Raw genomic sequence first — 20,236 nt, 5'->3', positions numbered from 1 at the left:
CTGGCTGCCGGGCCCGGTCCTCCAGATCAGCGAAGACCGGCGAGCCACTCGATCAGGAGCCGATTGGTCTCGTCCGGCTGTTCCTGCTGCGGGAAGTGACCGCAGCCTTCCAAGATGTGAGAAGCCGTCAGGCCGGGCAGGGTCGTCGGGTACGCCTCGATCGCGTCGGCGAGCCAGGTCGTGGAGGCGTCCAGGCCGCCGCCGATGAACAGGGAGGGCTGGGTGACGGGAGCGCCGGCGAGGTCGGCCAGGTCCTCCCAGTCCCGGTCCATGTTCCGGTAGCGGTTCAAGGCGCCGGTCATCCCCGTACGTTCGAACTCCCCGGCGTAGACGTCCAGGTCGGTCTCGTCCAGCCAGTGCGGAAGCCGGCCGGCGGGGAAGCGGTCGCGCAGCTTTCCGCCGCGGCCGACGAAGTGGGGGTCGGGGGCGCCGGCTTTGGGCATCGTGTCCGCGGACAGGGCGGCGTAGAAGCCCGCGAGCCAGCCGCGTACGTCCGGCTCGATCTCGGCCTCGGCCCGGCCGGGCTCCTGGAAGTAGGAGACGTAGAACTCCTCGTCGCCGCTCATCCGGGCGAAGACCTCGCTGGGCCTCGGGCCGCCGGGCGGGGTGTAGGGCACGCTCAGGAGTCCCACCGCGCGGAACACCTCGGGCCGGACCAGCGCGGAGGTCGCGGCGATGCCCGCACCCCAGTCGTGCCCGATGACCACTGCGGACTGTTCGCCCAGTGCACGCACCACGGCGACGTTGTCCTCCACCAGTTCCCGCATCCGGTACGACTCCACCGTCGCGGGGCGGGACGAGCGCCCGTAGCCGCGGACGTCGACGGCCACCGCGCGATAGCCGGCGGTGGCCAGCGCCGGCAGCTGGGGGCGCCACGTGTACCAGGACTCGGGGAACCCGTGCAGCAGCAGAACGAGGGGTCCGTCTCCCTGCTCCACGAGGTGCGTGCGACCGGCTGGTGAAGGCACCAGACGGTGGGCCGGGCCGATGGCGGACGTCTGCGGCATGGATCCTCCCTGGGTACTCGGACCCTCTGATCATGCTGCGTCCGGCAGGAAGAACGTGAGGTCTGTTGCCGGAACGGCAACAGACCCCACGCTCATGCCATGTCAGCCGTGGTACGTGATGTACCCGTTGCCGTCCCCGTCGGAGCCGCTCTTGGTGTACGAGTGCACGTCGGCACGGCTGCCGGACGGCTTGTACACGTAGATCGTGTCCTTGTCGTTGTTCCACATGAAGTTGCAGTTGTCGCGGTAGACGACGTTCTTCGAGTCGGAGTCCGACCCGTTGCCGCCGCGCAGCTTCACGTAGTCACCGGGCTGAAGAGTGTGGCTGGCGGTGAACGTGAACTTGTTGCCGGCGGCGTCCTTGACGACGTACCCCTTGAGGTTCACGGTCGTCGACCGCGAGTAGTTCTTGATCGTCAAGTACTCCGCGGCGGTGTTCCCGCCGGAGCAGCGGTTGGAGTCGCGGCCGGGAGCGTCGTACTGGATACCCCGGATCTTCAGCGCGGAGCTGTACTCGGCGGCCTGGGCCGGAACCGCCGTCAGGGCGGTCAGGGCTCCGGCAATCGCCGCCGTGGTGGCGACAAGGCGTATGTGCATGGACGTTCGTCCCCCCTTGCAAGGCCCTCTTGTGAAGGCCGCGTGATGATTCGGTGAAGCATCCGGATCGTACACGCTTCAAGCACACATAAGGGCGGGTCCGGTGACATTGCCACCGGACCCGCCCCACACGCCTACAGGACGGGCGTCAGGCGCCGCTCGCCCGCAGCATGTCCTCGCGCTCGACGAGCTTCACGCGCTCGCGGCCCTCCGGCTCGCCCAGCGCCTTTTCCGCGGCGTCCAGCTTGTACCAGCCGTCCCAGGTGGTGAAGCGGACGTTCCGCTCGGCGAGGAACGCGTCCACGGCCTCGGGAGCGGGGGTGGCGGGCGTCTGCAGCCGGCCGTTCGCGTAGTCGTCCAGCAGGTTGGACACCGTCTCGTTGGCATCGCCCTTGGTGTGCCCGATGAGGCCCACGGGGCCGCGCCGGATCCAGCCGGTGACGTACGTGGACTGCAGGTGCTCGCCGGACTCCTGCATGACCCGGCCGCCCTCGTCGGGGACGGTGCCGGAGTCGATGTCCCAGGGCAGCTTGGGGAGTTTGTCGGAGAGGTAGCCCACGGCGCGGTAGACCGCGCCGACGTCCCAGGTGTTGAAGGTGCCGGTGCCCTTGACGTTGCCCGTGCCGTCGAGTTCCGTGCGCTCGGTGCGCAGACCGACGACCTTGCCGTCCTCGCCGAGGACCTCGACCGGCGACTCGAAGAAGTGCAGGAAGAGCTTGTGCGGCCGGTCGCCGGTGTCGCGGATCGCCCAGTTCTCCAGCGTCTTGGCGACCATGTCGGCCTGCTTGTTGCCGCGCCGGGTGGCGATCGAGCCCTCGTCGTAGTCGATGTCCTCGGGGTCGACGATGACCTCGATGTTGGGGGAGTGGTCCAGCTCCCGCAGCTCCATCGGGCTGAACTTCGCCTGCGCCGGGCCGCGGCGGCCGAACACGTGGATCTCCATGGCCCGGTTGGCCTTCAGGCCCTCGTAGACGTTCGCCGGAATCTCCGTCGGCAGCAGTTCGTCCGCCGTCTTGGCCAGGACGCGCGCGATGTCCAGGGCGACGTTGCCGACGCCGAGCACGGCGACCTTCTCCGCCTCCAGCGGCCAGGTGCGCGGGACGTCGGGGTGGCCGTCGTACCAGGACACGAAGTCCGCGGCGCCGTACGAGCCGTCGAGCTCGATACCGGGGAGGGGCAGTGCGCGGTCGGCCGTCGCGCCGGTGGCGAAGATCACGCCGTCGTAGAACGCGCGGAGGTCGTCCAGGCTGATGTCGGAGGGGTAGTCCACGTTGCCGAAGAGCCGGATCTGCGGCTTGTCGAGGACCTGGTGCAGGGCCGTGATGATGCCTTTGATCCGCGGGTGGTCGGGCGCCACGCCGTAGCGGATCAGTCCGAACGGCGCCGGCATGCGCTCGAAGATGTCGATGGACACACCGGGGTCGGCGGCCACCTCGGACTTGAGCAGGGCGTCAGCGGCGTAGATCCCGGCGGGGCCGGATCCGACGATGGCTACCCGCAGGGGGCGGGGCATGGTCAGGTTCCCTTCGAGCGGCGACAAGCGATCTCGTCGGGAAGCCTAAACTAAGGCATGCCTAAGTCGGTACGCGGGTCCGGTCTATGAGCTCATAAGGCAACTTTATGAGCACCTCCAACCGCTGCTTATGGCAGCGGCTGCTCCGCCCAGATCACCTTCCCGGCGGGCAGATAGCGCGTCCCCCAGCGCTCCGCGAGCTGTGCGACGAGGAACAGGCCCCGACCGCCCTCGTCCGTCATCGTCGCGTACCGCAGATGCGGCGAGGTGCTGCTGCTGTCGAACACCTCGCAGATCAGGTTGCGGTCGCGCAGCACCCGTACATGGATGGGGCCGCCGCCGTACCGGAGCGCGTTGGTGACCAGCTCGCTCAGGATGAGCTCGGTCGTGAACGACAGCTCGTCCAGCCCCCACTCGGCCAGCTGCCGGGTGACCGCCGCCCGCACCTCGCTCACGGCCGCCGGGTCGGCCGGCACCGGCCACTCGGCGACCTGGTCGGCGGCGAGCGCCCGGGTGCGCGCGACGAGCAGGGCGATGTCGTCGCTGGACCGGGCCGTGAGCTGCGAGTCGAGCACGACCCGGCAGGTGTCCTCCGGGGACTGACCGGCCCGGCTCAGTGCCTCGCGCAGCATCTCGAGACCGACGTCTATGTCCCGCTCCCGGTCCTCGACCAGCCCGTCGGTGTAGAGCACCAGCCGGCTGCCCTCCGCCAGCTCCAGCTCCGCCGTCTCGAACGGCAGACCGCCGAGCCCGAGCGGGGGACCGGCCGGCACCTCCGGGAACTCGACACTGCCGTCGGGGTGGATCAGCGCCGGTGGGGGATGCCCGGCCCGGGCGACGGTGCAGCGCCGGGAGACCGGGTCGTAGACGGCGTACAGGCAGGTCGCGCCGGTGACCGGGGCGCTGCCGTCCTCCTCGGTCTCGTCCTGGTCGATGCGGCCGACCAACTCGTCCAGCAGGGCGATGAGTTCGTCCGGCGGGAGATCGAGGGCGGAGAAGTTGTGCACGGCGGTCCGCAGCCGCCCCATGGTGGCCGCGGCGTACAGCCCGTGGCCGACGACGTCCCCGACCACCAGCGCCACCCGGGCACCCGACAGCGGCAGTACGTCGAACCAGTCGCCGCCCACCCCGGCCTGAGCAGGCAGATAGCGGTAGGCGATCTCCAGCGCGCCCTGCTCGGGCAGGTTCCGGGGGAGCAGGCTCCGCTGGAGCGTCACGGCCATGCTGTGCTCGCGGGTGTAGCGGCGCGCGTTGTCGATCGAGACGGCGGCCCGCGCGACCAGTTCCTCAGCCAGGGCCAGTTCGTCCGTGTCGAAGGGCTCCGGCTTCTCGAAGCGCCAGAAGCTGACCACGCCCAGCACCAGGGTGCCGGCCCGTAGCGGCACGGTGATCAGGGAGTGGATGCCGTACTCCACGATCTCCGCGGAGCGCTCGAGGTCCTGTGCCTGCCAGCCGGGGGCCTCACCCAGCCGGGGTTCCAGGACGGCCCGCCCGGTGTCGAGGCTGTGGCCCTGCGGAGAGGAGTCGACGAACCTGATCCGCTCGCCGACGGGGTAGAGCGGAGCGTCCTTGCGGATCCCGCTCAGCGCGGTACGGCTCAGCGCGGCCGCCGCGTCCGGCTGTCCGCCGCCCAGCACCGCGTCGAACAGGTCCACGGTGACGAAGTCGGCGAACCGGGGTACGGCAAGCTCGGTCAGCTCCTCGGCGGTGCGGGTCACGTCCAGGCTCGTCCCGATGCCCACGCCGGCGTCGTACAGCATGTTGAGCCGCTCCCGCGCGGTCTCGGCCCGGCCGGAGAGGGCACGCAGCTCCGTGGAGTCGCGCAGGGTGGCGACGCTGCCGGGCGGGCCGCCCGCGCTCTCCGTGGTCCGCTGGTTGACGGCCAGGAGCCGGTCCCCGACGAGGTGCACCTCGTCCGTGGCGACGCGCCCGGAGGCCAGCAGGTCGGCGGTGCCGGGGTCGAGACCCAGGCCGAGGACGTGCCGGCCCTCGGCGTCGGCAGGCAGTCCGAGCAGGCGGTGCGCCTCGTCGTTGGCGAGCAGCAGGGTGCCGGAGCCGTCGAGGATGAGCACGCCCTCGCGGACGGCGTGCAGCACGGCGTCGTGGTGTTCGTACATCCGGGTCATCTCGTGCGGCCCGAGCCCGTGGGTCTGGCGCAGCAGCCGCCGGCTCACCAGCGCGGCGCCCGCCGTCGCCAGGGCGAGGGCCACCGCGGCGGCGGCCAGCACGAGCGGCAGCTGACGGTCGGCCGTGCCGCCGACGTTCTCGGTCGTGATCCCCGCCGACACCAGGCCCACGACCCGGCCGTCCGGGTCCTTCACCGGCACCACGGCCTGCAAGAGGTGGCCGATCGTGCCCTGTATCTCCTCGGTCACCGATTCCCCGGCCAGCGCGGGCGCGATCGTTCCGACGAACTGCTTCCCGATGCGGTCCGGCTTGGGGTGGGTGTAGCGGATGCCGTCGGTGTTCATGACGACGATGAAGTCGACCTTCGACTGCTCGCGGGCGGCCTCGGCACGCGGCTGGAGCACCGCCGTGGGATCGGAACCCTGCAGCGCCTCGGCCGTGCCGGGAGCGTTGGCGAAGGTCTCCGCGACGGCGAGCGAGCGGTTACGGGCCTCCTGGGTCGTGTCGTGCCGCACCTGCAGGACCAGCGCGGCCACCGCGGCCACCACCAGCAGCAGCACGATCACCACGACGAGCAGGAACACCTGTCCGGCGACGCTGCGTCCGCCCACGACCGATCGCAGCCCCGCCATCGGATGCCACCGCGACGATCCCGCCTCCCGCCGCTGCCGTGCGGACGGCGCAGCGCCGGGCCGCAGGGGCGATCGAGTCCCGGATCGACCCATGAGTCGGACCATGTGCCATGTCTACACTGCCCGGCCCTGCGAGGCGAGGGGCATCACCCATGGTGACAGGGGGCCCTCACGGTTTCGTCACGTCTCCCGGCGGCGAGGCGCACGGGAGACGCCCTACTGCCGGGCGCGCACATTCACCTTGGCCCGATCGGCAACCTTCCGCAAAATCTCGCTCGCCACAAGGTCCCGGGGCTCAGGTTCCCAGGGAGCGCGCGAGCTCGTTCGTGGCCCGGGCGATCTCGGTGTCCTCGTCGGCCATCAGCCGGCCCAGCTCTCCGCGGCGCGCACGAACCGCCTGGCGCGCCGCGCGCTCCCACACCACCGGGTTCTCCCGATGATTCAGCAGCTTCGGATAGACGGCGGCGGTGCTCTCCCACTGCCGGGCGTCGGCGATGTTCTTGAGCAGCTGGATGATCTGGGGGCGGCAGGTCACCTGCGGCAGCTTCGCCAGCTCCCACAGGAACGGAACCGTGGCGGCGGTGGCCTGCTCCACGACGAAGCCGAACTGGCAGATCCGTCTGCGCAGGTCGTCGAGTGCGGACCGGGCCGTTTCGGCGTCACCCCAGGCGATGCCGCTGAGCAGGACCGGAATGGCCGCCGCCGAGCCCGTGGAGTCCTGGATGTCGCCCCACGGCACGCGGTCCAGCGCCGTGAGAGGTGCGGCCCGGGCTACACCGGTCGGGGCGTCGGGGCGCTGTGGGCGCTCGCTGCTCGGGTGTTCCGTCGAAGCGCTGCGCATGGCGAGGGGCCTTTCCGCGGCAGTCGTGTCAGATGGGGGGAGGGGCCGAGAACCCGGCCCGGACCGTCTTGCCAGCCGGGGGACGGGGGTCCAGCCCCACTCCTCGGCCCAGGCGTCGACGATGCACAGGTCGAGCGACCAGGTGTGCGGGGTGCCCACTGGAGAGGCCCGGCCTCGTCTCCGGCATCGGTGCGCTCTCCTGTGCGCCAGCCCCGCTCGGCGGCCGGAGTACGTGCTGCGCAGGTGATGACACGGCATCTCCCCGATGCGACGTCAGGACGCGGCGCCAGCACAGGGGTTGACGCCGCAGCTATTATCCACGCTGACGGTGCTCGCGTGCAATTGCACGAGAAATTGCGTGAAAATCAAGCCGTTGTGGGTACGCAAGCCGGGACGAGCACGGCCGAGTGATGCGGCCGGTCTCGGCTGGACGGCCGGGCACACCGTGCCCGGCGTGGTACGAGAACAGCAAGGAGACCGCGGTGCCATCAGTGCGGAACGGAGTGCGGGCGAGCAAGTTGGACGCCCGCTGGATCAAGAGCCGGCACAGCAACGCCGAGGGCAACTGCGTCGAAGTCGCCCCGCTCGTGGACGGCGGGATCGCGATGCGCAACTCCCGTGATCCCGACGGGCCCGCGCTCGTCTACACGGCGGCGGAGGTAGCTGCGTTCCTGGCCGGTGCCAAGGACGGCGAGTTCGACCACCTGCTCTGAAGAGGGTGGGTGCGATAGGGTAAATCGCCCTTGTGTCTGGTCTGCTGGGAGTCAGGATGTCCGCCGCGTCGCATCGCATCTCCCGTCTGGAACCCTACCTGGACAGGCCCGAGCCGGCCCCGACTCTGCTGAAGATGCTGGTCGGTGTGCAGCTGGCCGGCTTCCGTGAGGATGCCGGACTCGCCCAGGACCAGGCTGCGCGCGCTGTCGGGTTCAGTCCCGCGAAGCTGTCCCGCATCGAGTCGGGCAAGGGCCGCCGCCCGCCGACGGAGAACGACGTCCGCGCGCTGCTGCGGCTGTACAACACCGGCGAGTACGAGGTGTCGGTGCTGCTCAAGCTGCTGCGGCGGGCCGGAGAGCCGGGCTGGTGGCAGCGGTACGACAAGCGGCTGATGCCCGAGTGGTTCGACCGGCTGGTCGGACTCCAGGAGGCCGCCGCGACCATCCGTACGTTTGAGATCCAGTACGTGCCGGGCCTGTTGCAGACACCCGCCTACACCAGGGCCGTGGTGGAGCGCGGCCTGCCGAACGCACCGGCCGGCGAGGTGGAGAGACGGGTCGAACTCCGCAAGCACCGGGCCCGGTTGCTGCTGCGGCAGGAGGCCCCGCAACTGTGGGCGGTGATCGACGAGTCCGTACTGCTGCGCGTCCTGGGCAGCACCGACGTGATGCGGGAACAGCTCGCGCACCTCGTGGAGATGGCCGAGCGGCCGAATGTGACGGTGCAGATCGTGCCGCTGAGCGTCACGAACGCCTCGGCGCCCGCCATCCCGGTCACGTATCTGCGCTTCGGCGGCCTCGACCTGCCCGACGTGGTCTACCTGGAACACATCAAGAGCGCGAACTTCCTCGAGGACCGCGACGAGACCGAGGAGTACCGGATCGCGCTGGACCGGCTCGCGGACGAGGCCCTCAAGCCACGTGACTCCCTGGAACTGCTGCGGCAGACGATGGAGCAGCGCTACCCGTGACGATGGAGCAGCGCTACCCGTGATGTGCGGGTGCTCTCGCTACTTCTCCGTCACTTCTCCGTCGGAATCCGTCCCACGCCGCCGAACTCGATCCACTCGTGCGTCAGCTGACGCGGCGCCACCTCCGTGTCCGGACGCCAGGTGGACACCTCCACGAGGCCCGGCTCCAGGATCTCCAGGTCCTCGAAGTACGCCTCGACGTCCTTGGGCTCACGCACCCGGCCCCAGTGCCCCTGGGTGGCCTGGTCCATGAAGTTGGTGACGAAGTCACGGACTTCGGCATCCTCGCTGACCAGCTGGCACATCACCAGGAAACTGCCGGGCGCGAGCCGCTCCCGGACGCGGCGGGCCACGGCGAGCGGCCCGTCGGTGTCGCTGTCCGGGATGCAGTGGAACACCGAGTTGAAGAGCACGCACACCGGCTCGGAGAAGTCGATCAGCCGTTTGGTGTCGGGGTGGTCGAAGATCAGGTCGGTCTCGCGCATGTCCGCGTGGATCACGGTGGTGCGCTCGTCCTGTTCCAGCAGCGCACGGCCGTGGACCAGCACCATCGGGTCGTTGTCCACGTACACCACGTGGGTCGTGGGCTCGATGCGCTGGGCGACCTGGTGCACATTGTCCTGCGTCGGCAGGCCTGAGCCGTGGTCCAGGTACTGCCGGATGCCGTACTCCTCGGACAGGGTCCGCACGACGCGCTGGAGGAAACGCCGGTTGTTGAGGGCCAGGCTGCGCGTGCTGGGCACGACCTTGTCGAGTTCCTCGCACGCGGCGCGGTCCGCCGCGTAGTTGTCCTTACCGCCCAGATAGTGGTCGTACATGCGTGCTGCCGTCGGCACGGTCGCGTCGATCTCGGTGGACAACTGCTTCTCGGAGTGCATCGTTCCCCCTGCGAAGTGCCGCGCCAACGGCCTGGCTGGACAGGAAGTACATCCTAGGGAGCGGGAGTTGGGCGGTGCCAGCCTCTCGGCGCACATCCACCGGATCGAACGACAAGATGATTTCCTCGGGCGGGGTCGTCACCGCCGCTGCGCGGCGATCATGGCCCGGTACCAGTGGTAGCTGTCCTTCGGCGTCCGCTGCTGTGTGGCGTAGTCGACGCGGACGATGCCGAAACGCTTGTCGTAGCCGAAGGCCCACTCGAAGTTGTCGAGGAGCGACCACACGTAGTAGCCGCGGACGTCGACGCCGGCGTCCATCGCGGCCCGCAGCGCGGTGAGGTGGTCGCGGAGGTAGGCGACCCGGTCGTTGTCGTGGACGGACCCGTCGGCGCTCACCTCGTCGTCCTCCGCCGAGCCGTTCTCGGTGATGTGGAGGGGCGGCAGAGCGTCGTCGTAGCGCTCCTTGAGCCGCACCAGAAGATCCGTGAACGTGCCGGGCGCGACGGGCCAGCCCATGGCGGTGTGCCGCACCCCGGGCAGCCGTACCTCCTCGTAGTGGTTGTCGGTCGCCACGCGCAGCGCCGGGTCGCTCTCGCGGTACGGGGCGTCGGCGACGACGATCGGCCGGTAGTAGTTGATGCCGACGAAGTCCAGCGGCTGGGAGATCAGCTTCAGGTCGCCGTCCCGCCGGAAGTCCTGGCCGGTGATCAACTCGCCCCAGGTCTCCTCCTCGGTGGCCGGGTAGCGGCCCGCCAGGATCGGTTCGGTCCACACCAGGTTGTGCAGGGTGTCGGCGCGGGTGACGGCCTGCCGGTCGGCGGGGGAGCCGGTGGCGGGGAGGTGGTGGTCGAGGTTGAGGGTGATGCCCGCCTCGCGTACGCCGGCCGCCCGCAACGCCTGCACGGCCAGGCCGTGCCCGACCAGCAGGTGATGGGCCGCGGCCAGCGCGCCCCGGCCCTCGCGGGCGCCCGGGGCGTGCCGGCCGACGGAGTAGCCGAGGAAGGCACTGCACCACGGCTCGTTGAGGGTGATCCAGCGCGGCACGCGGTCGCCCAGACGCGCGGCGACGACGGACGCGTACTCGCCGAACCGCTCGGCGGTCTCCCGGGTCCGCCAGCCGCCGCGGTCCTCCAGGGACTGCGGCAGGTCCCAGTGATAGAGCGTGGCCGCGGGCTCGACGCCGGCCGTGAGCAGTGCGTCGACCAGCCGCGAGTAGAAGTCCAGCCCCTTGGGATTCACCGGACCGGACCCGTCCGGGACGATGCGCGGCCAGGCTATCGAGAACCGGTAGGAGTCCACGCCGAGCTCACGCAGCAGCGCCACGTCCCGCGGATACCGGTGGTAGTGATCACAGGCGACATCACCGCTGTCCCCGTTCGCCACCAGGCCGGGGGTGTGGCAGTAGGTGTCCCAGATCGACGGCCCGCGGCCGTCCGCCCGCGCCGCGCCCTCGATCTGGTACGCGGCGGTAGCGGCCCCGAACACGAAGCCGGGCGGAAAACTCGGGAAGCCAGTCAGGTCGGTCAGGTGCGCCGGAAGCTGCATCCGTGCACTTTACCGAAATCCGAAAAGGTGATCTGGTGATAGTCGGAATTGGTAGAAGGTCGAGAGAAGGTGCACGGCCGCTATTCTCACCGGATCGGGCCGATTCTCCAGGAGATGACCATGGACGATTACTACGACCTCGGCACCTACAGCCGACCCGTCACCACGTCCTCTTCCGCAGCTCAGCTCTGGTTCGATCGCGGTCTGCTGTGGACGTACGCCTTTCACCACGAAGAAGCCGTCGCCTGCTACGAAAAGGCCGCCGAGGCCGACCCGGAGTGCGCGATGGCGTATTGGGGCATCGCCTACGCGCTCGGTCCGAACTACAACAAGCCCTGGGAATTCTTCGACGACGACGAGTTGGTGCGGACCGTCGAACGCACCCACACCGCCGTCGAACGGGCTCACGAGAAGGCCGTCAACGCCACCCCGGTCGAACAGGCCCTGATCGCCGCGCTGCGCGCCCGCTATCCGCAGTCGGAAGCCGTCGAGGACTGCTCTGTCTGGAACGAGCCGTACGCGGACGCGATGCGCACGGTGTACGAACTGGCACCCCACGACCCGGACATCGCCACCCTGCACGCCGACGCCCTGATGAACCTCACCCCGTGGCAGCTGTGGGACCTGAGGACGGGGCAGCCGGCCGAGGGCGCCAGGACCGTGGAGGCCAAGGCCGTACTCGACGGCGCCCTCGCCACGGACGCCGGCGTGGGACATCCCGGGGTGCTGCACCTGTACATCCACCTGATGGAGATGTCCCCGACGCCGGAGCAGGCCCTCACCGTCGCCGACCGGCTGCGCGGCATCGTGCCCGACGCCGGGCACCTGCACCACATGCCCTCGCACCTGGACGTGCTGTGCGGGGACTACCGCCGGGTCGTCGCGGCGAACAGCGAGGCCATCGCCGTGGACGAGAAGTACCACCGGCGCGCCGGCGCGATGAACTTCTACACCCTCTACCGGGCGCACAACTACCACTTCAAGATCTACGGGGCCATGTTCCTCGGCCAGGCGCAGGTCGCCCTCGACACCGCCGCCCAGCTCGAAGCGGCCATCCCCGAGGACCTGCTCCGCGTGCCGAGCCCCCCGATGGCCGACTGGCTCGAAGGCTTCCTGGCCATGCGCGTCCACGTGCTGATCCGCTTCGGCCGCTGGACCGACATCCTCGCCCTGCCCGCCCCCGCCGATCCCGAGCTCTACGCGGTCACCACCGCCATGCGGCACTACGCCCGCGGCGTCGCCCTCTCGGCCACCGGCGAGGTCGGTCCCGCGGAGGCCGAGCGCGAGCTCTTCCGCGAGGCGGTGAGCCGGGTGCCCGAGACGCGGATGCTGTTCAACAACACCTGCCACGACATCCTCGCCATCGCGTCGGCCATGCTCGACGGAGAGCTCGAATACCGCAGGGGCAACCACGACCTCGCCTTCGCCGCCCTGGAGCGCTCCATCGAACTGGACGACAGCCTCCCCTACGACGAGCCGTGGGGCTGGATGCAGCCCACCCGCCACGCCTACGGCGCACTGCTGCTGGAACAGGGCCGCGTGGCGGAGGCCGAGGCCGTCTACCGCGCGGACCTCGGCCTCGACGCCACCCTGCCCCGCGCCCAGCAGCACCCCGGCAATGTCTGGTCCCTGCACGGCTTCCACGAATGCCTGCTCCGGACGGGCAAGACCGGCGAGGCCGCCCTAGTCGCCCAGCAGCTGAGAATGGCGACCGCACTGGCCGACGTCCCCGTCGAGGCGTCCTGCTTCTGCCGCCTGGAAACCGGTCCCGGCCCCCGGACCGATGACGGGTGCTGCCACTGACCTCGACGCAGGCGCCGGCCGGGCGGGCGATCACCTGGCGCCACCTGCTGGACCAGACCAGCCAGTGGGAGGGCGAGCTGTGGTCCAAGCCGACGTGGGTGGACGCCCAGAGCACCCGCGAGGGAACCGAGTCGGCGGGCGGACCGCCCGGCGCCGGCTGGGCCTACAACGACGTGCGCGTCAACCTGGCCGCGCTGGCACTCACGGCCCTGTTCCGCCGCTCTCTGCCGGACGTGCTGCGCGAGCGCGTCATGGTACCGACCGGTGCCTCCGACGGCTGGTCCTGGCACGGCTACGACCACGCCGTGATCGCTCTCGACGGCACCGGGGTACCGGTGGTCTCCGGCGGCGCGCACTGGGGCGGCGGACTGTGGATCAGCGCCCTGGACCTGGCCCGCGTGGGCCTGCTCTGCCTGCGGGAGGGGTGGTGGGGCGGGCGACGGGTCCTGTCGCGGCGCTGGATCGAGGAGTTGTGGACGCCGTGCCCGGTCAAGCCCGACTACGGCCTGTCCTGGTGGCTCAATGACCGCGGCACGGTATGGCCCCGGGCCCCGCGCACCGGCCGCTGCGCCCGCGGTAACGGTGGCAACCACCTGCTGTGGGTGGACCCGGCACGCGACCTGGTGATCGCCTCACGCTGGGGGAGCGAGGTGGAGCGGCTCCTGGCCGAGGTGTCGTCGGCGGTGCCGCCCTGCCCTACATTGGCGCCATGAGCACCCACTCCGAAGCTCCTGTCACGCCCGTCGAGGCCTATGAACCCCCCTACTACGTGGTCGTCTTCACCTCGGTGCGAACCCAGGACCAGAGCGGCTACAGCGAGACCGCCGCACGCATGGAGGAACTGGTGAAGGACGTCCCCGGTTTCCTGGGGATGGATCACGCGCAGGCTCCTGGCGGGCTGGGCATCACCGTCGGGTACTTCCGCGACGCGGACGCCCTCACGGAGTGGCGGACCAATGCCGAGCACCGCGCGGCGCAGAAGCGCGGGCAGGCCGAGTGGTACCAGAGGTACACGCTGCATGTGGCGAAGGTGGAGCGGAGCCACGGGTTCACACGAGCGCAGGATGGCGGTTCCGCGACCACATAGCGACACGGTCGTCGTGCTCCGTTCCTCACTCACGTTTGACCGTCTCTCCCTGGGTCACTCGGCAGGTGACCCCGAAGTCGGACACGACTTGGAGTGAACGAATCGTGGCTGGAGAACAGAAGTCCAAGGCGAAGGCCGAGCAGGCCAAGGGAAAGGCCAAGGAGACGATCGGCCGTGCGGTGGGTAACGAGCGGCTGACGGCCGAGGGCCGGGCGGAACAGTCCAAGGGAGACGCCCGGCAGGCCAAGGAGAAGACCAAGGACGTCTTCAAGCACTGAGCGGCGGGCAGGGCCCTGCGGCATCATGCCGCAGGGCCCTGCCACGTGCCCGTCGGGAGCCTCGCGCGCGCACGGCGTCACGGTCCGGACCACGAGAGCGACGGGACGGGGATTGGCAGAATTCCGGATTGTCCATGGCCAGAGGCACGACGAGGATGGCCGGACATGGGGAGACAGCGTCCGTTGCCGCACGAGGCGCGCAGCGCCGCGGAGTTCGTGGACTGCCTGCGAAGGCTCAGAAAACATTCCGGCCTGACCTACCGGCAGTTGGAAAGGATCGCGGAACGGCGCGGTGATGTGCTCGCGCGCAGCACCGCGGCCGACGCGCTGCGTCGGGACTCGCTGCCGCGTGCCGAGGTGGTCGTCGCGTTGGTCCGCGCCTGCGGAGGACACGAGGACGTCGCCGTCTGGGGCTGGAGGCCAAGGACCGGCTGGCCACCGCCGAGCCGTCCGAGACGGACGGTGAGGCTATGCCCCCTGACAGCGGGTCGGCACACGCCGCCGACGGAGCGACGCCCGTTCCGGGACCCGCCGCGGCCCCGGAACACCCCACCGGACCCGCGGCCACGCCCGCGAGCACCGGCCCGGCCGCGGCCAGGGCCGTCGGCCGGGTCCAGAACCGACGAGCGCCGAGATCGCCCAGCAGCGGTGCACAGGGGCCCGTGACCAGGAGTTCCTGGTGGACGTGGTCGAATGACACCGCCCGTCACACGGCGACCGAGGGTGCCTCCTCCAGGGGGAAGTGGCATGCGGCGCCGTGGAGAGGCGCACCCGGCGGCGGTTCGGGTGCGGCTTCGGCGCACAGGTCCCGCGCCCGAGGGCACCGGGTCCGGAACCGGCAACCGGACGGCGGGTCGGCGGGGGAGGGGATCTCGCCGGTGAGCACGATCCGTTGCCGCCGGCGCCCGCTCCCGGCCACGGGCGAAGGGGCCGCCGACAGCAGCGCCTCCGTGTACGGATGGCGAGGTCGCTCGTAGACCTCCTCCGTCGGGCCCGTCTCCACGATCCCGCCGAGGTACATCACGGCGACCCGGTCGGCGAGGTGCCGCACGACGGACAGGTCGTGCGAGATGAACACGTACGACAACCCGAGCTCGTCCCGCAGATCGCACAGCAGGTTGAGCACCTGCGCCTGTACCGACAGGTCCAGCGCGGAGACGGGCTCGTCGCAGACGATCACCTCTGGTTCCAGCGCCAGGGCCCGGGCGATGCCGATCCGCTGCCGCTGACCGCCCGAGAACTCGTGCGGATGACGGCCCGCGTCCGAGGCGCGCAGACCGACCATCTCCAGGAGTTCGGCCACGCGCGCCGCCCGCCGTGCAGCGGGGACGAGGCCGCGATGGGTCAGCCAGGGCTCCCCGATGAGATCCGCCGCGCTCATGCGGGGGTTGAGTGAACCGAACGGATCCTGGAAGACCATCTGCACCTTCCGCCGCCAGGCCAGCAGTTCCGCACCCGACAGCGCGAACGGGTCGACGCCCTCGTACCGCACGGTGCCCGCGTCGGGCCGTTCCAGCAGCAGGAGGATCCTGGCCAGCGTGGACTTGCCGCAGCCGGACTCGCCGACCAGGCCGAGGGTCTCCCCGCGCCCGAGGGCCAGGTCCACCCCGTCCAGCGCCCGCAGCCGGGTGCCGCCGCGCACGGTCCGCCGGACGGTGAAGCTCTTGGCCAGACCGGCGGCCTCCAGCAGGGTCCCGCGTTCAGGCATCGGCCAGTTCCTTCCCGAAGTGGCAGGCGGCGGCCCGGCCGGGGCCGGTGCCGGTCAGCGCCGGGCGGTGGGTCACGCACCGCTCACGGGCCAGGGGACAGCGGGTACGGAAGGCACAGCCGGCCGGCACCGCCGCCGGGTCCGGCGGGCTCCCGGGAATCGACGTCAGGCGGGAGCCCCGGTGCTGCTCGGCCGGTACCGACTCCAGCAGGCCCCGGGAGTACGGGTGGTGGGGCCTGCCGAACACCTCTGCCACCGGCCCGGTCTCCACCACCGTCCCCGCGTACATGACGGCGACCCGGTCCGCGTGCTCGGCGGCGAGCCCGAGATCGTGCGTGATGAGGACGAGCGCCGTCCGCTGCTCGGCCCGCAGTTCACCGAGCAGGTCCATGATCTGTGCCTGCACGGTGACGTCCAGGGCCGTGGTGGGCTCGTCGGCGATCAGGACCTTCGGCCGCAGGGCGACCGCCGTCGCGATGAGCAGGCGCTGCCGCATGCCTCCCGAGAACTGATGCGGATAGGCCCCCGCCCGGGAGCGGGCCTCCGGGATGCCCACGCGCTCCATCAGCTCCACCGCCCTGGCCCGCGCCGCGCGGCGGGACATGCCCTCGTGGATGCGGAACGGCTCGGCCAGCTGCGTTCCGACCGTGTGGACGGGGTTGAGCGCGCTGAGCGCGTCCTGGAAGACCATGGCCAGCCCCGGCCCCGCCAGTCGGCGCCTGGCCCGTGCTCCGAGCGCGAGCAGATCCTCGCCGTCGAGCCGGACCTGCCCGCCCACCACCTCCGCGACCGGGTCGAGCAGATTGGCGACCGCATGCGCGGTCATGCTCTTGCCGCAGCCCGACTCGCCCAGCAGCGCCAGCGTCTCGCCCGACCGCACGGCGAAGCTCACGTCGCGGACGACGTGGACCGGCCCGGTGGGAGTGTGCACGTCGACGGACAGGTCCTCCACGACGAGGCCCGCGCTCGCCGTACGGTCGCCGGCGCCGACCGCGCTCCCCGTCACCGAACCCTTGCCGCTCCCGCCCTCCGCACGTGACGCGCGGGAACGCCGTCCAAGACCCTGGCGCCACCGCTGCCCAGGTTCCGTCGTCAGCCGGGCCCAGGAAGCGAGCACGGTCGCCGACACGGTCGTGACGACGATCGCGAGCCCCGGAAAGAGCGCGATCCACCACGCACTCCGCAGCTCCTGCCGCCCCTGAGCGACCATCAACCCCCAGCTCACATCCGGAGGTTGAATGCCGATCCCCAGGAAGCTCAGCGACGACTCGGCGAGCATCACGAAACAGAAGTCGAGCGCGGCGACGGTCAGGAGCGTGGGCAGCACGCTCGGCGCGACATGGCGCCGGATCGCCGCCCAGCCGCCCGTGCCGAACGTCCGGGCCGCGTCCATGAACAGCCGGCCGCGCAACTCCGCCGTCTCGGCCCGGGCGGTGCGCAGATAGACCGGGACCCGGGCGACGGCCAGCACCAGCACGATGCTCGCGGCACTCGGCGAGAACACGTACAGCACGACCACGGCGAGCAGCAGGGAGGGGAAGCTGAGGATCACGTCGGCCACCCGCAGCGACACGCTCTCGCGCCAACCGCCGTGATAGCCCGCCCACATGCCCCACACCGAGCCGATGACCAGCGAGCACAGCACGGCGGGCACCGCCACGGCCAGGGTCGTCCCGGCCGCGGCCAGCAGCCGCGCGGCGACGGGCCGGCCGAGGGAGTCGCTGCCGAGGACGAAGGCCCAGCCGTGGTCGAGACTGAAGGGAGGCCGGCCCGGGGCGCGCAGGTTCTGACGGGTCGCCAGGTCCCCGGCCAGGAGCGGCCCCAGTACGGCGCTCAGCGCGACCAGGAGCAGGAGCAGGGCTGCCGCGCAGGCGTACCGGTCCTGGAGCAGCAGGGCGAGCCACCGCCGCCGTACCGCCGTGACGTCCGTCTGGGATGTGGCCTTCTGCTGAAGCATGTCCCGTCCTTGGCTCATGCCGCCGCCCGCTGCCGGACCCGTGGGTCGAGGAGCGCGTGGCAGAGGTCGACCAGGATGTTGAGGGCGAAGATCGCCAGTGCGGTCACGAGCACGGCTGCCTGAAGCACCGCGAAGTCGCGCTGCAGCACCGAGTCGATCATGAGCTTGCCGATACCGGGCCAGCCGAAGATCGTCTCGACGACGACCGCCCCGTTGACCAGCCCCACGGCCAGATCACCCGCGACGGTCAGTGCCGGGGCGGCGGCGTTGCGCAGGGCGTGCCCGAAGACCACCCGGAGTTCGGAGGCACCCTTGCCGCGCGCCACCTTCACATACGGGGCGGACAGCGCCGAGACCATGGCGCCGCGCACCACTTGGACCAGCACGCCGAACGGGCGGATGAACAGCGTGGCCACGGGCAGCACCCACGCCGCCGCGCCGCTCGTGCCGGACGTGGGCAGCCAGCCCAGGGTGACCGCGAAGACCAGCACGCCCATGATGGCGATCCAGAAGTCGGGGACACTGGCGGCCGTGGAGGACAGGAAGCTCGCGACCCGGTCGGTCGCCGAGTTCGGGCGGTAGGCCGCCAGACTGCCGATGACCACCGCGCCCACGATGGCGAGCAGCATCGTCCAGCCGGCCAGCTGGAGCGTCGCCGGGAAGGCTCGCACCACGGCCTCGCCCGCCGGCTGGGCGGTGCGCAGCGACTCGCCGAAGTCGAGGTGGGCGACCTGGGCGAGATAGTCGCCGAACTGGGTGATCAGCGGTTCGTCCAGGCCGTTGCGCGCGGCGAACTCGGCCCGCATCTCGGGCGTCGCGCTCAGCGGCAGATACAGGTTGGCGGGGTCCCCGGTGAGGCGGGCCAGGAAGAAGACGCCCAAGACCACCACCAGCAGGGGGATGACGCTGGAGACCGCGCGGCGGCGCAGCAGGGTCAGCACGTGAGGTCCTCCCTCAGTCCGCGCGGCGCATGTCGGCGAGCCGCATCTCGTCGTTGGTGGCGGAGTCGGGCCGGTAGCGGACCTTGGGGGAGAGGGCCAGCAGACCGGTCATGTTGGCCATGACGGCGTCCCGGACGACCTGGTCGTTCTGATGGGTGAACGCGTTGGCGAACGCCTGCTGCCGTTTCCCGCCCGAGGCGAGCTGCGCCTCCTCGATGAGCGTGTCGAGCGCCTCGGTGCCGTAGCTGCTCTGGGCGCCCTCACTGCCGTAGATCTGTCCCATCGTGAACGCGGCGTCCCCGGCCTGGTTGCCGTGCTGGGCCTGGAGCAGGGTGGGGCCGGTGTCGCCGGCGGGGAAGGGGCGCAGCAGGTACTCCAGCCAGGCGTTGACGTCCAGCATCTTGATCCTGACCTTCAGCCCGGCCTTGATCAGACCGTCCTGGACGACCTCCATCGCCTCGGCGGCCTTCGGGTAGATGCCGTTGCGGCCGACGAGGGTGATGGTGGTGCCGGTGCGGACTCCGTCGGCCCGGGCCTCGGCGACGAGCCTTCGGGCCCGTTCCGGGTCGTACGGCCACGGCTTGATGCGCGGGTCGTAGCCGGTGACGCCCTTCGACACGAGCTGTCCGCTGGGGCGGCCGGCGAAGACCGCGGTGACCAGGCCCTCCCGGTCGATCGCGTAGTTGACGGCCTGTCGGATCCGGATGTCGTCCAGGGGCGGCTCGGTGGCGTCCATCCGCAGGTACGACACCTCGTTGGTGGCGAACTCGACCGCTCGGTCACCGGCCCCGTCCTCGGGGGCGAGCCCGATCGCCACGTCCGCCTCGTCGTTCGTCACCATGGCCGCGCGCACACTGCCCTCGGCACGCCAGACGTAGGTGGCGGCGGCGAACTCGGGAGCCTTCCCCCAGTAGCCGGGGAAGCGCTTCAGCCGCAGATGACGGCCCTGGTTCCAGTCGTCGATCCGGTAGGGCCCCGTGCCGACCGGCTCGCGCACGCGGGAGTCGGGGTCGGTGCTCGTCGGCACGATCTCGACGAAGGACAGGCGCAGCGGCAGGATCGGGTCGGGCTTCGCAGTCGTGACTCGGAGCGTGGTGTCGTCGAGAGGCGTGGCGGACAGCTCGCTGTCCGCGAAGATGTAGCCGTCGACGTTGCAGTCGATCTTCGAGTCCGTGGCGCGCTTGACGGAGAACGCGGCGGCGGCCGCCGTGAAGGGCGTCCCGTCGTGGAAGGTGACACCTCTGCGGAGGGTGAAGGTCCACGAAGTGGCGGAGTCGCGGGTCCACTTGGTGGCGAGAGCGGATCCCAGGCGTCCGGTGGACGGATCGCGCTCGGTGAGTGCCTCGGTGATGTTGGCCCGAGTGACCCGGCCCGTCGCGGTCAGCGAGGCATCACACGGTTCGAGGGTCGGCGGTTCCTCGGGCAGGACGATGCGCAAAGTGTCCGGACCGCCGCCGATGGGGTCGGCACCGGCCACCGAGCAGCCGGAGACGGCGAGCAGGGCGGCGAGGGAGGCGACGATCGGACGACTGCGGGTGGTGCGTAAACCGGTCACTGCGCCTCCGTGCTCGCTCGCGTACACAACAGAGAACGTCGTTTAGATATGTGGACGGCGTATGGATGGTCATTATTGGGGTG

17 protein-coding genes are annotated in these 20,236 nt (G+C 70.7%); 6 read left to right on the top strand and 11 right to left on the bottom strand.

Annotation, left to right across the window (positions count from 1 at the left end; genetic code table 11):
- Positions 1-26: 26 nt before the first annotated feature.
- The 5 genes from ACFZBT_RS22830 to ACFZBT_RS22810 form a co-directional block, all read right to left on the bottom strand.
- A complete protein-coding gene (locus ACFZBT_RS22830; protein ID WP_391106214.1) occupies positions 27-1,007 on the bottom strand; it encodes an alpha/beta fold hydrolase in 981 nt (326 codons plus the stop codon).
- Between the two features lie 102 nt (positions 1,008-1,109).
- Positions 1,110-1,604, bottom strand: a complete 495-nt coding sequence (locus tag ACFZBT_RS22825) for a lamin tail domain-containing protein (protein WP_391106212.1) — start codon at positions 1,602-1,604, stop codon at positions 1,110-1,112.
- 148 nt (positions 1,605-1,752) lie between these two features.
- Complete coding sequence (locus ACFZBT_RS22820) at positions 1,753-3,117, bottom strand: FAD-dependent oxidoreductase (protein ID WP_391106210.1); 1,365 nt, start codon at positions 3,115-3,117, stop codon at positions 1,753-1,755.
- A gap of 128 nt (positions 3,118-3,245) precedes the next feature.
- Positions 3,246-5,981, bottom strand: coding sequence for a SpoIIE family protein phosphatase (locus ACFZBT_RS22815; protein WP_391106208.1), 2,736 nt, complete (start codon positions 5,979-5,981; stop codon positions 3,246-3,248).
- A 190-nt stretch (positions 5,982-6,171) separates the two neighbouring features.
- Positions 6,172-6,717 (bottom strand): hypothetical protein, encoded by a 546-nt coding sequence (locus ACFZBT_RS22810; RefSeq protein ID WP_391106206.1) that lies wholly within the window; start codon positions 6,715-6,717, stop codon positions 6,172-6,174.
- Between the two features lie 482 nt (positions 6,718-7,199).
- Between ACFZBT_RS22810 and ACFZBT_RS22805 the strand changes: the two genes are divergently transcribed.
- Both ACFZBT_RS22805 and ACFZBT_RS22800 read left to right on the top strand, forming a co-directional pair.
- On the top strand, positions 7,200-7,430 hold the full coding sequence (locus ACFZBT_RS22805; protein ID WP_391106204.1) for a DUF397 domain-containing protein: 231 nt from the start codon (positions 7,200-7,202) through the stop codon (positions 7,428-7,430).
- Between the two features lie 56 nt (positions 7,431-7,486).
- Positions 7,487-8,401 carry a Scr1 family TA system antitoxin-like transcriptional regulator gene (locus tag ACFZBT_RS22800; RefSeq protein WP_391106202.1) on the top strand — a complete coding sequence of 305 codons (915 nt, stop codon included), beginning with the start codon at positions 7,487-7,489 and terminating at the stop codon, positions 8,399-8,401.
- Between the two features lie 50 nt (positions 8,402-8,451).
- Here the strand turns inward: ACFZBT_RS22800 and ACFZBT_RS22795 are convergent, their stop codons facing one another.
- Both ACFZBT_RS22795 and ACFZBT_RS22790 read right to left on the bottom strand, forming a co-directional pair.
- Positions 8,452-9,279, bottom strand: coding sequence for an SAM-dependent methyltransferase (locus ACFZBT_RS22795; protein ID WP_391106200.1), 828 nt, complete (start codon positions 9,277-9,279; stop codon positions 8,452-8,454).
- A gap of 138 nt (positions 9,280-9,417) precedes the next feature.
- Positions 9,418-10,824: a GH1 family beta-glucosidase gene (locus ACFZBT_RS22790; protein WP_391106198.1), complete on the bottom strand. Its 1,407-nt coding sequence runs from the start codon at positions 10,822-10,824 to the stop codon at positions 9,418-9,420.
- Between the two features lie 120 nt (positions 10,825-10,944).
- Here ACFZBT_RS22790 and ACFZBT_RS22785 point away from each other — a divergent pair, with 120 nt between their 5' ends.
- The 4 genes from ACFZBT_RS22785 (at position 10,945) to ACFZBT_RS22770 (ending at position 13,992) form a co-directional block, all read left to right on the top strand.
- Positions 10,945-12,627 carry a hypothetical protein gene (locus tag ACFZBT_RS22785; protein WP_391106289.1) on the top strand — a complete coding sequence of 561 codons (1,683 nt, stop codon included), beginning with the start codon at positions 10,945-10,947 and terminating at the stop codon, positions 12,625-12,627.
- Entirely contained in the window at positions 12,615-13,340 is a 726-nt protein-coding gene (locus ACFZBT_RS22780) for a serine hydrolase (protein WP_391106196.1), read from the top strand. The genes ACFZBT_RS22785 and ACFZBT_RS22780 overlap by 13 nt, the downstream gene beginning before the upstream one ends.
- Positions 13,337-13,714, top strand: coding sequence for an antibiotic biosynthesis monooxygenase (locus tag ACFZBT_RS22775; protein ID WP_391106194.1), 378 nt, complete (start codon positions 13,337-13,339; stop codon positions 13,712-13,714). Before ACFZBT_RS22780 ends, ACFZBT_RS22775 begins: the two co-directional genes overlap by 4 nt.
- 104 nt (positions 13,715-13,818) lie before the next feature.
- A complete protein-coding gene (locus ACFZBT_RS22770) occupies positions 13,819-13,992 on the top strand; it encodes a CsbD family protein (protein ID WP_184586600.1) in 174 nt (57 codons plus the stop codon).
- 706 nt (positions 13,993-14,698) lie between these two features.
- On the opposite strand, the gene ACFZBT_RS22765 is transcribed toward ACFZBT_RS22770, so the two are convergent.
- Genes ACFZBT_RS22765 through ACFZBT_RS22750 form a run of 4 tightly spaced genes read right to left on the bottom strand, consistent with a single transcriptional unit; the run spans position 14,699 to position 20,153 of the window.
- Positions 14,699-15,700: an oligopeptide/dipeptide ABC transporter ATP-binding protein gene (locus ACFZBT_RS22765; protein ID WP_391106191.1), complete on the bottom strand. Its 1,002-nt coding sequence runs from the start codon at positions 15,698-15,700 to the stop codon at positions 14,699-14,701.
- Positions 15,693-17,657, bottom strand: a complete 1,965-nt coding sequence (locus ACFZBT_RS22760; RefSeq protein ID WP_391106189.1) for an oligopeptide/dipeptide ABC transporter ATP-binding protein — start codon at positions 17,655-17,657, stop codon at positions 15,693-15,695. The genes ACFZBT_RS22765 and ACFZBT_RS22760 overlap by 8 nt, the downstream gene beginning before the upstream one ends.
- A 14-nt stretch (positions 17,658-17,671) precedes the next feature.
- On the bottom strand, positions 17,672-18,598 hold the full coding sequence (locus tag ACFZBT_RS22755) for an ABC transporter permease subunit (protein WP_391106187.1): 927 nt from the start codon (positions 18,596-18,598) through the stop codon (positions 17,672-17,674).
- Between the two features lie 13 nt (positions 18,599-18,611).
- On the bottom strand, positions 18,612-20,153 hold the full coding sequence (locus tag ACFZBT_RS22750; RefSeq protein ID WP_391106185.1) for an ABC transporter substrate-binding protein: 1,542 nt from the start codon (positions 20,151-20,153) through the stop codon (positions 18,612-18,614).
- Positions 20,154-20,236 lie beyond the last annotated feature (83 nt).

Source organism: Streptomyces sp. NPDC008137 (assembly GCF_042957035.1).
Taxonomy (GTDB): domain Bacteria; phylum Actinomycetota; class Actinomycetes; order Streptomycetales; family Streptomycetaceae; genus Streptomyces.
Note: the sequence above shows the minus strand (reverse complement) of the source record. Positions and strands in the feature narration are given on the sequence as shown.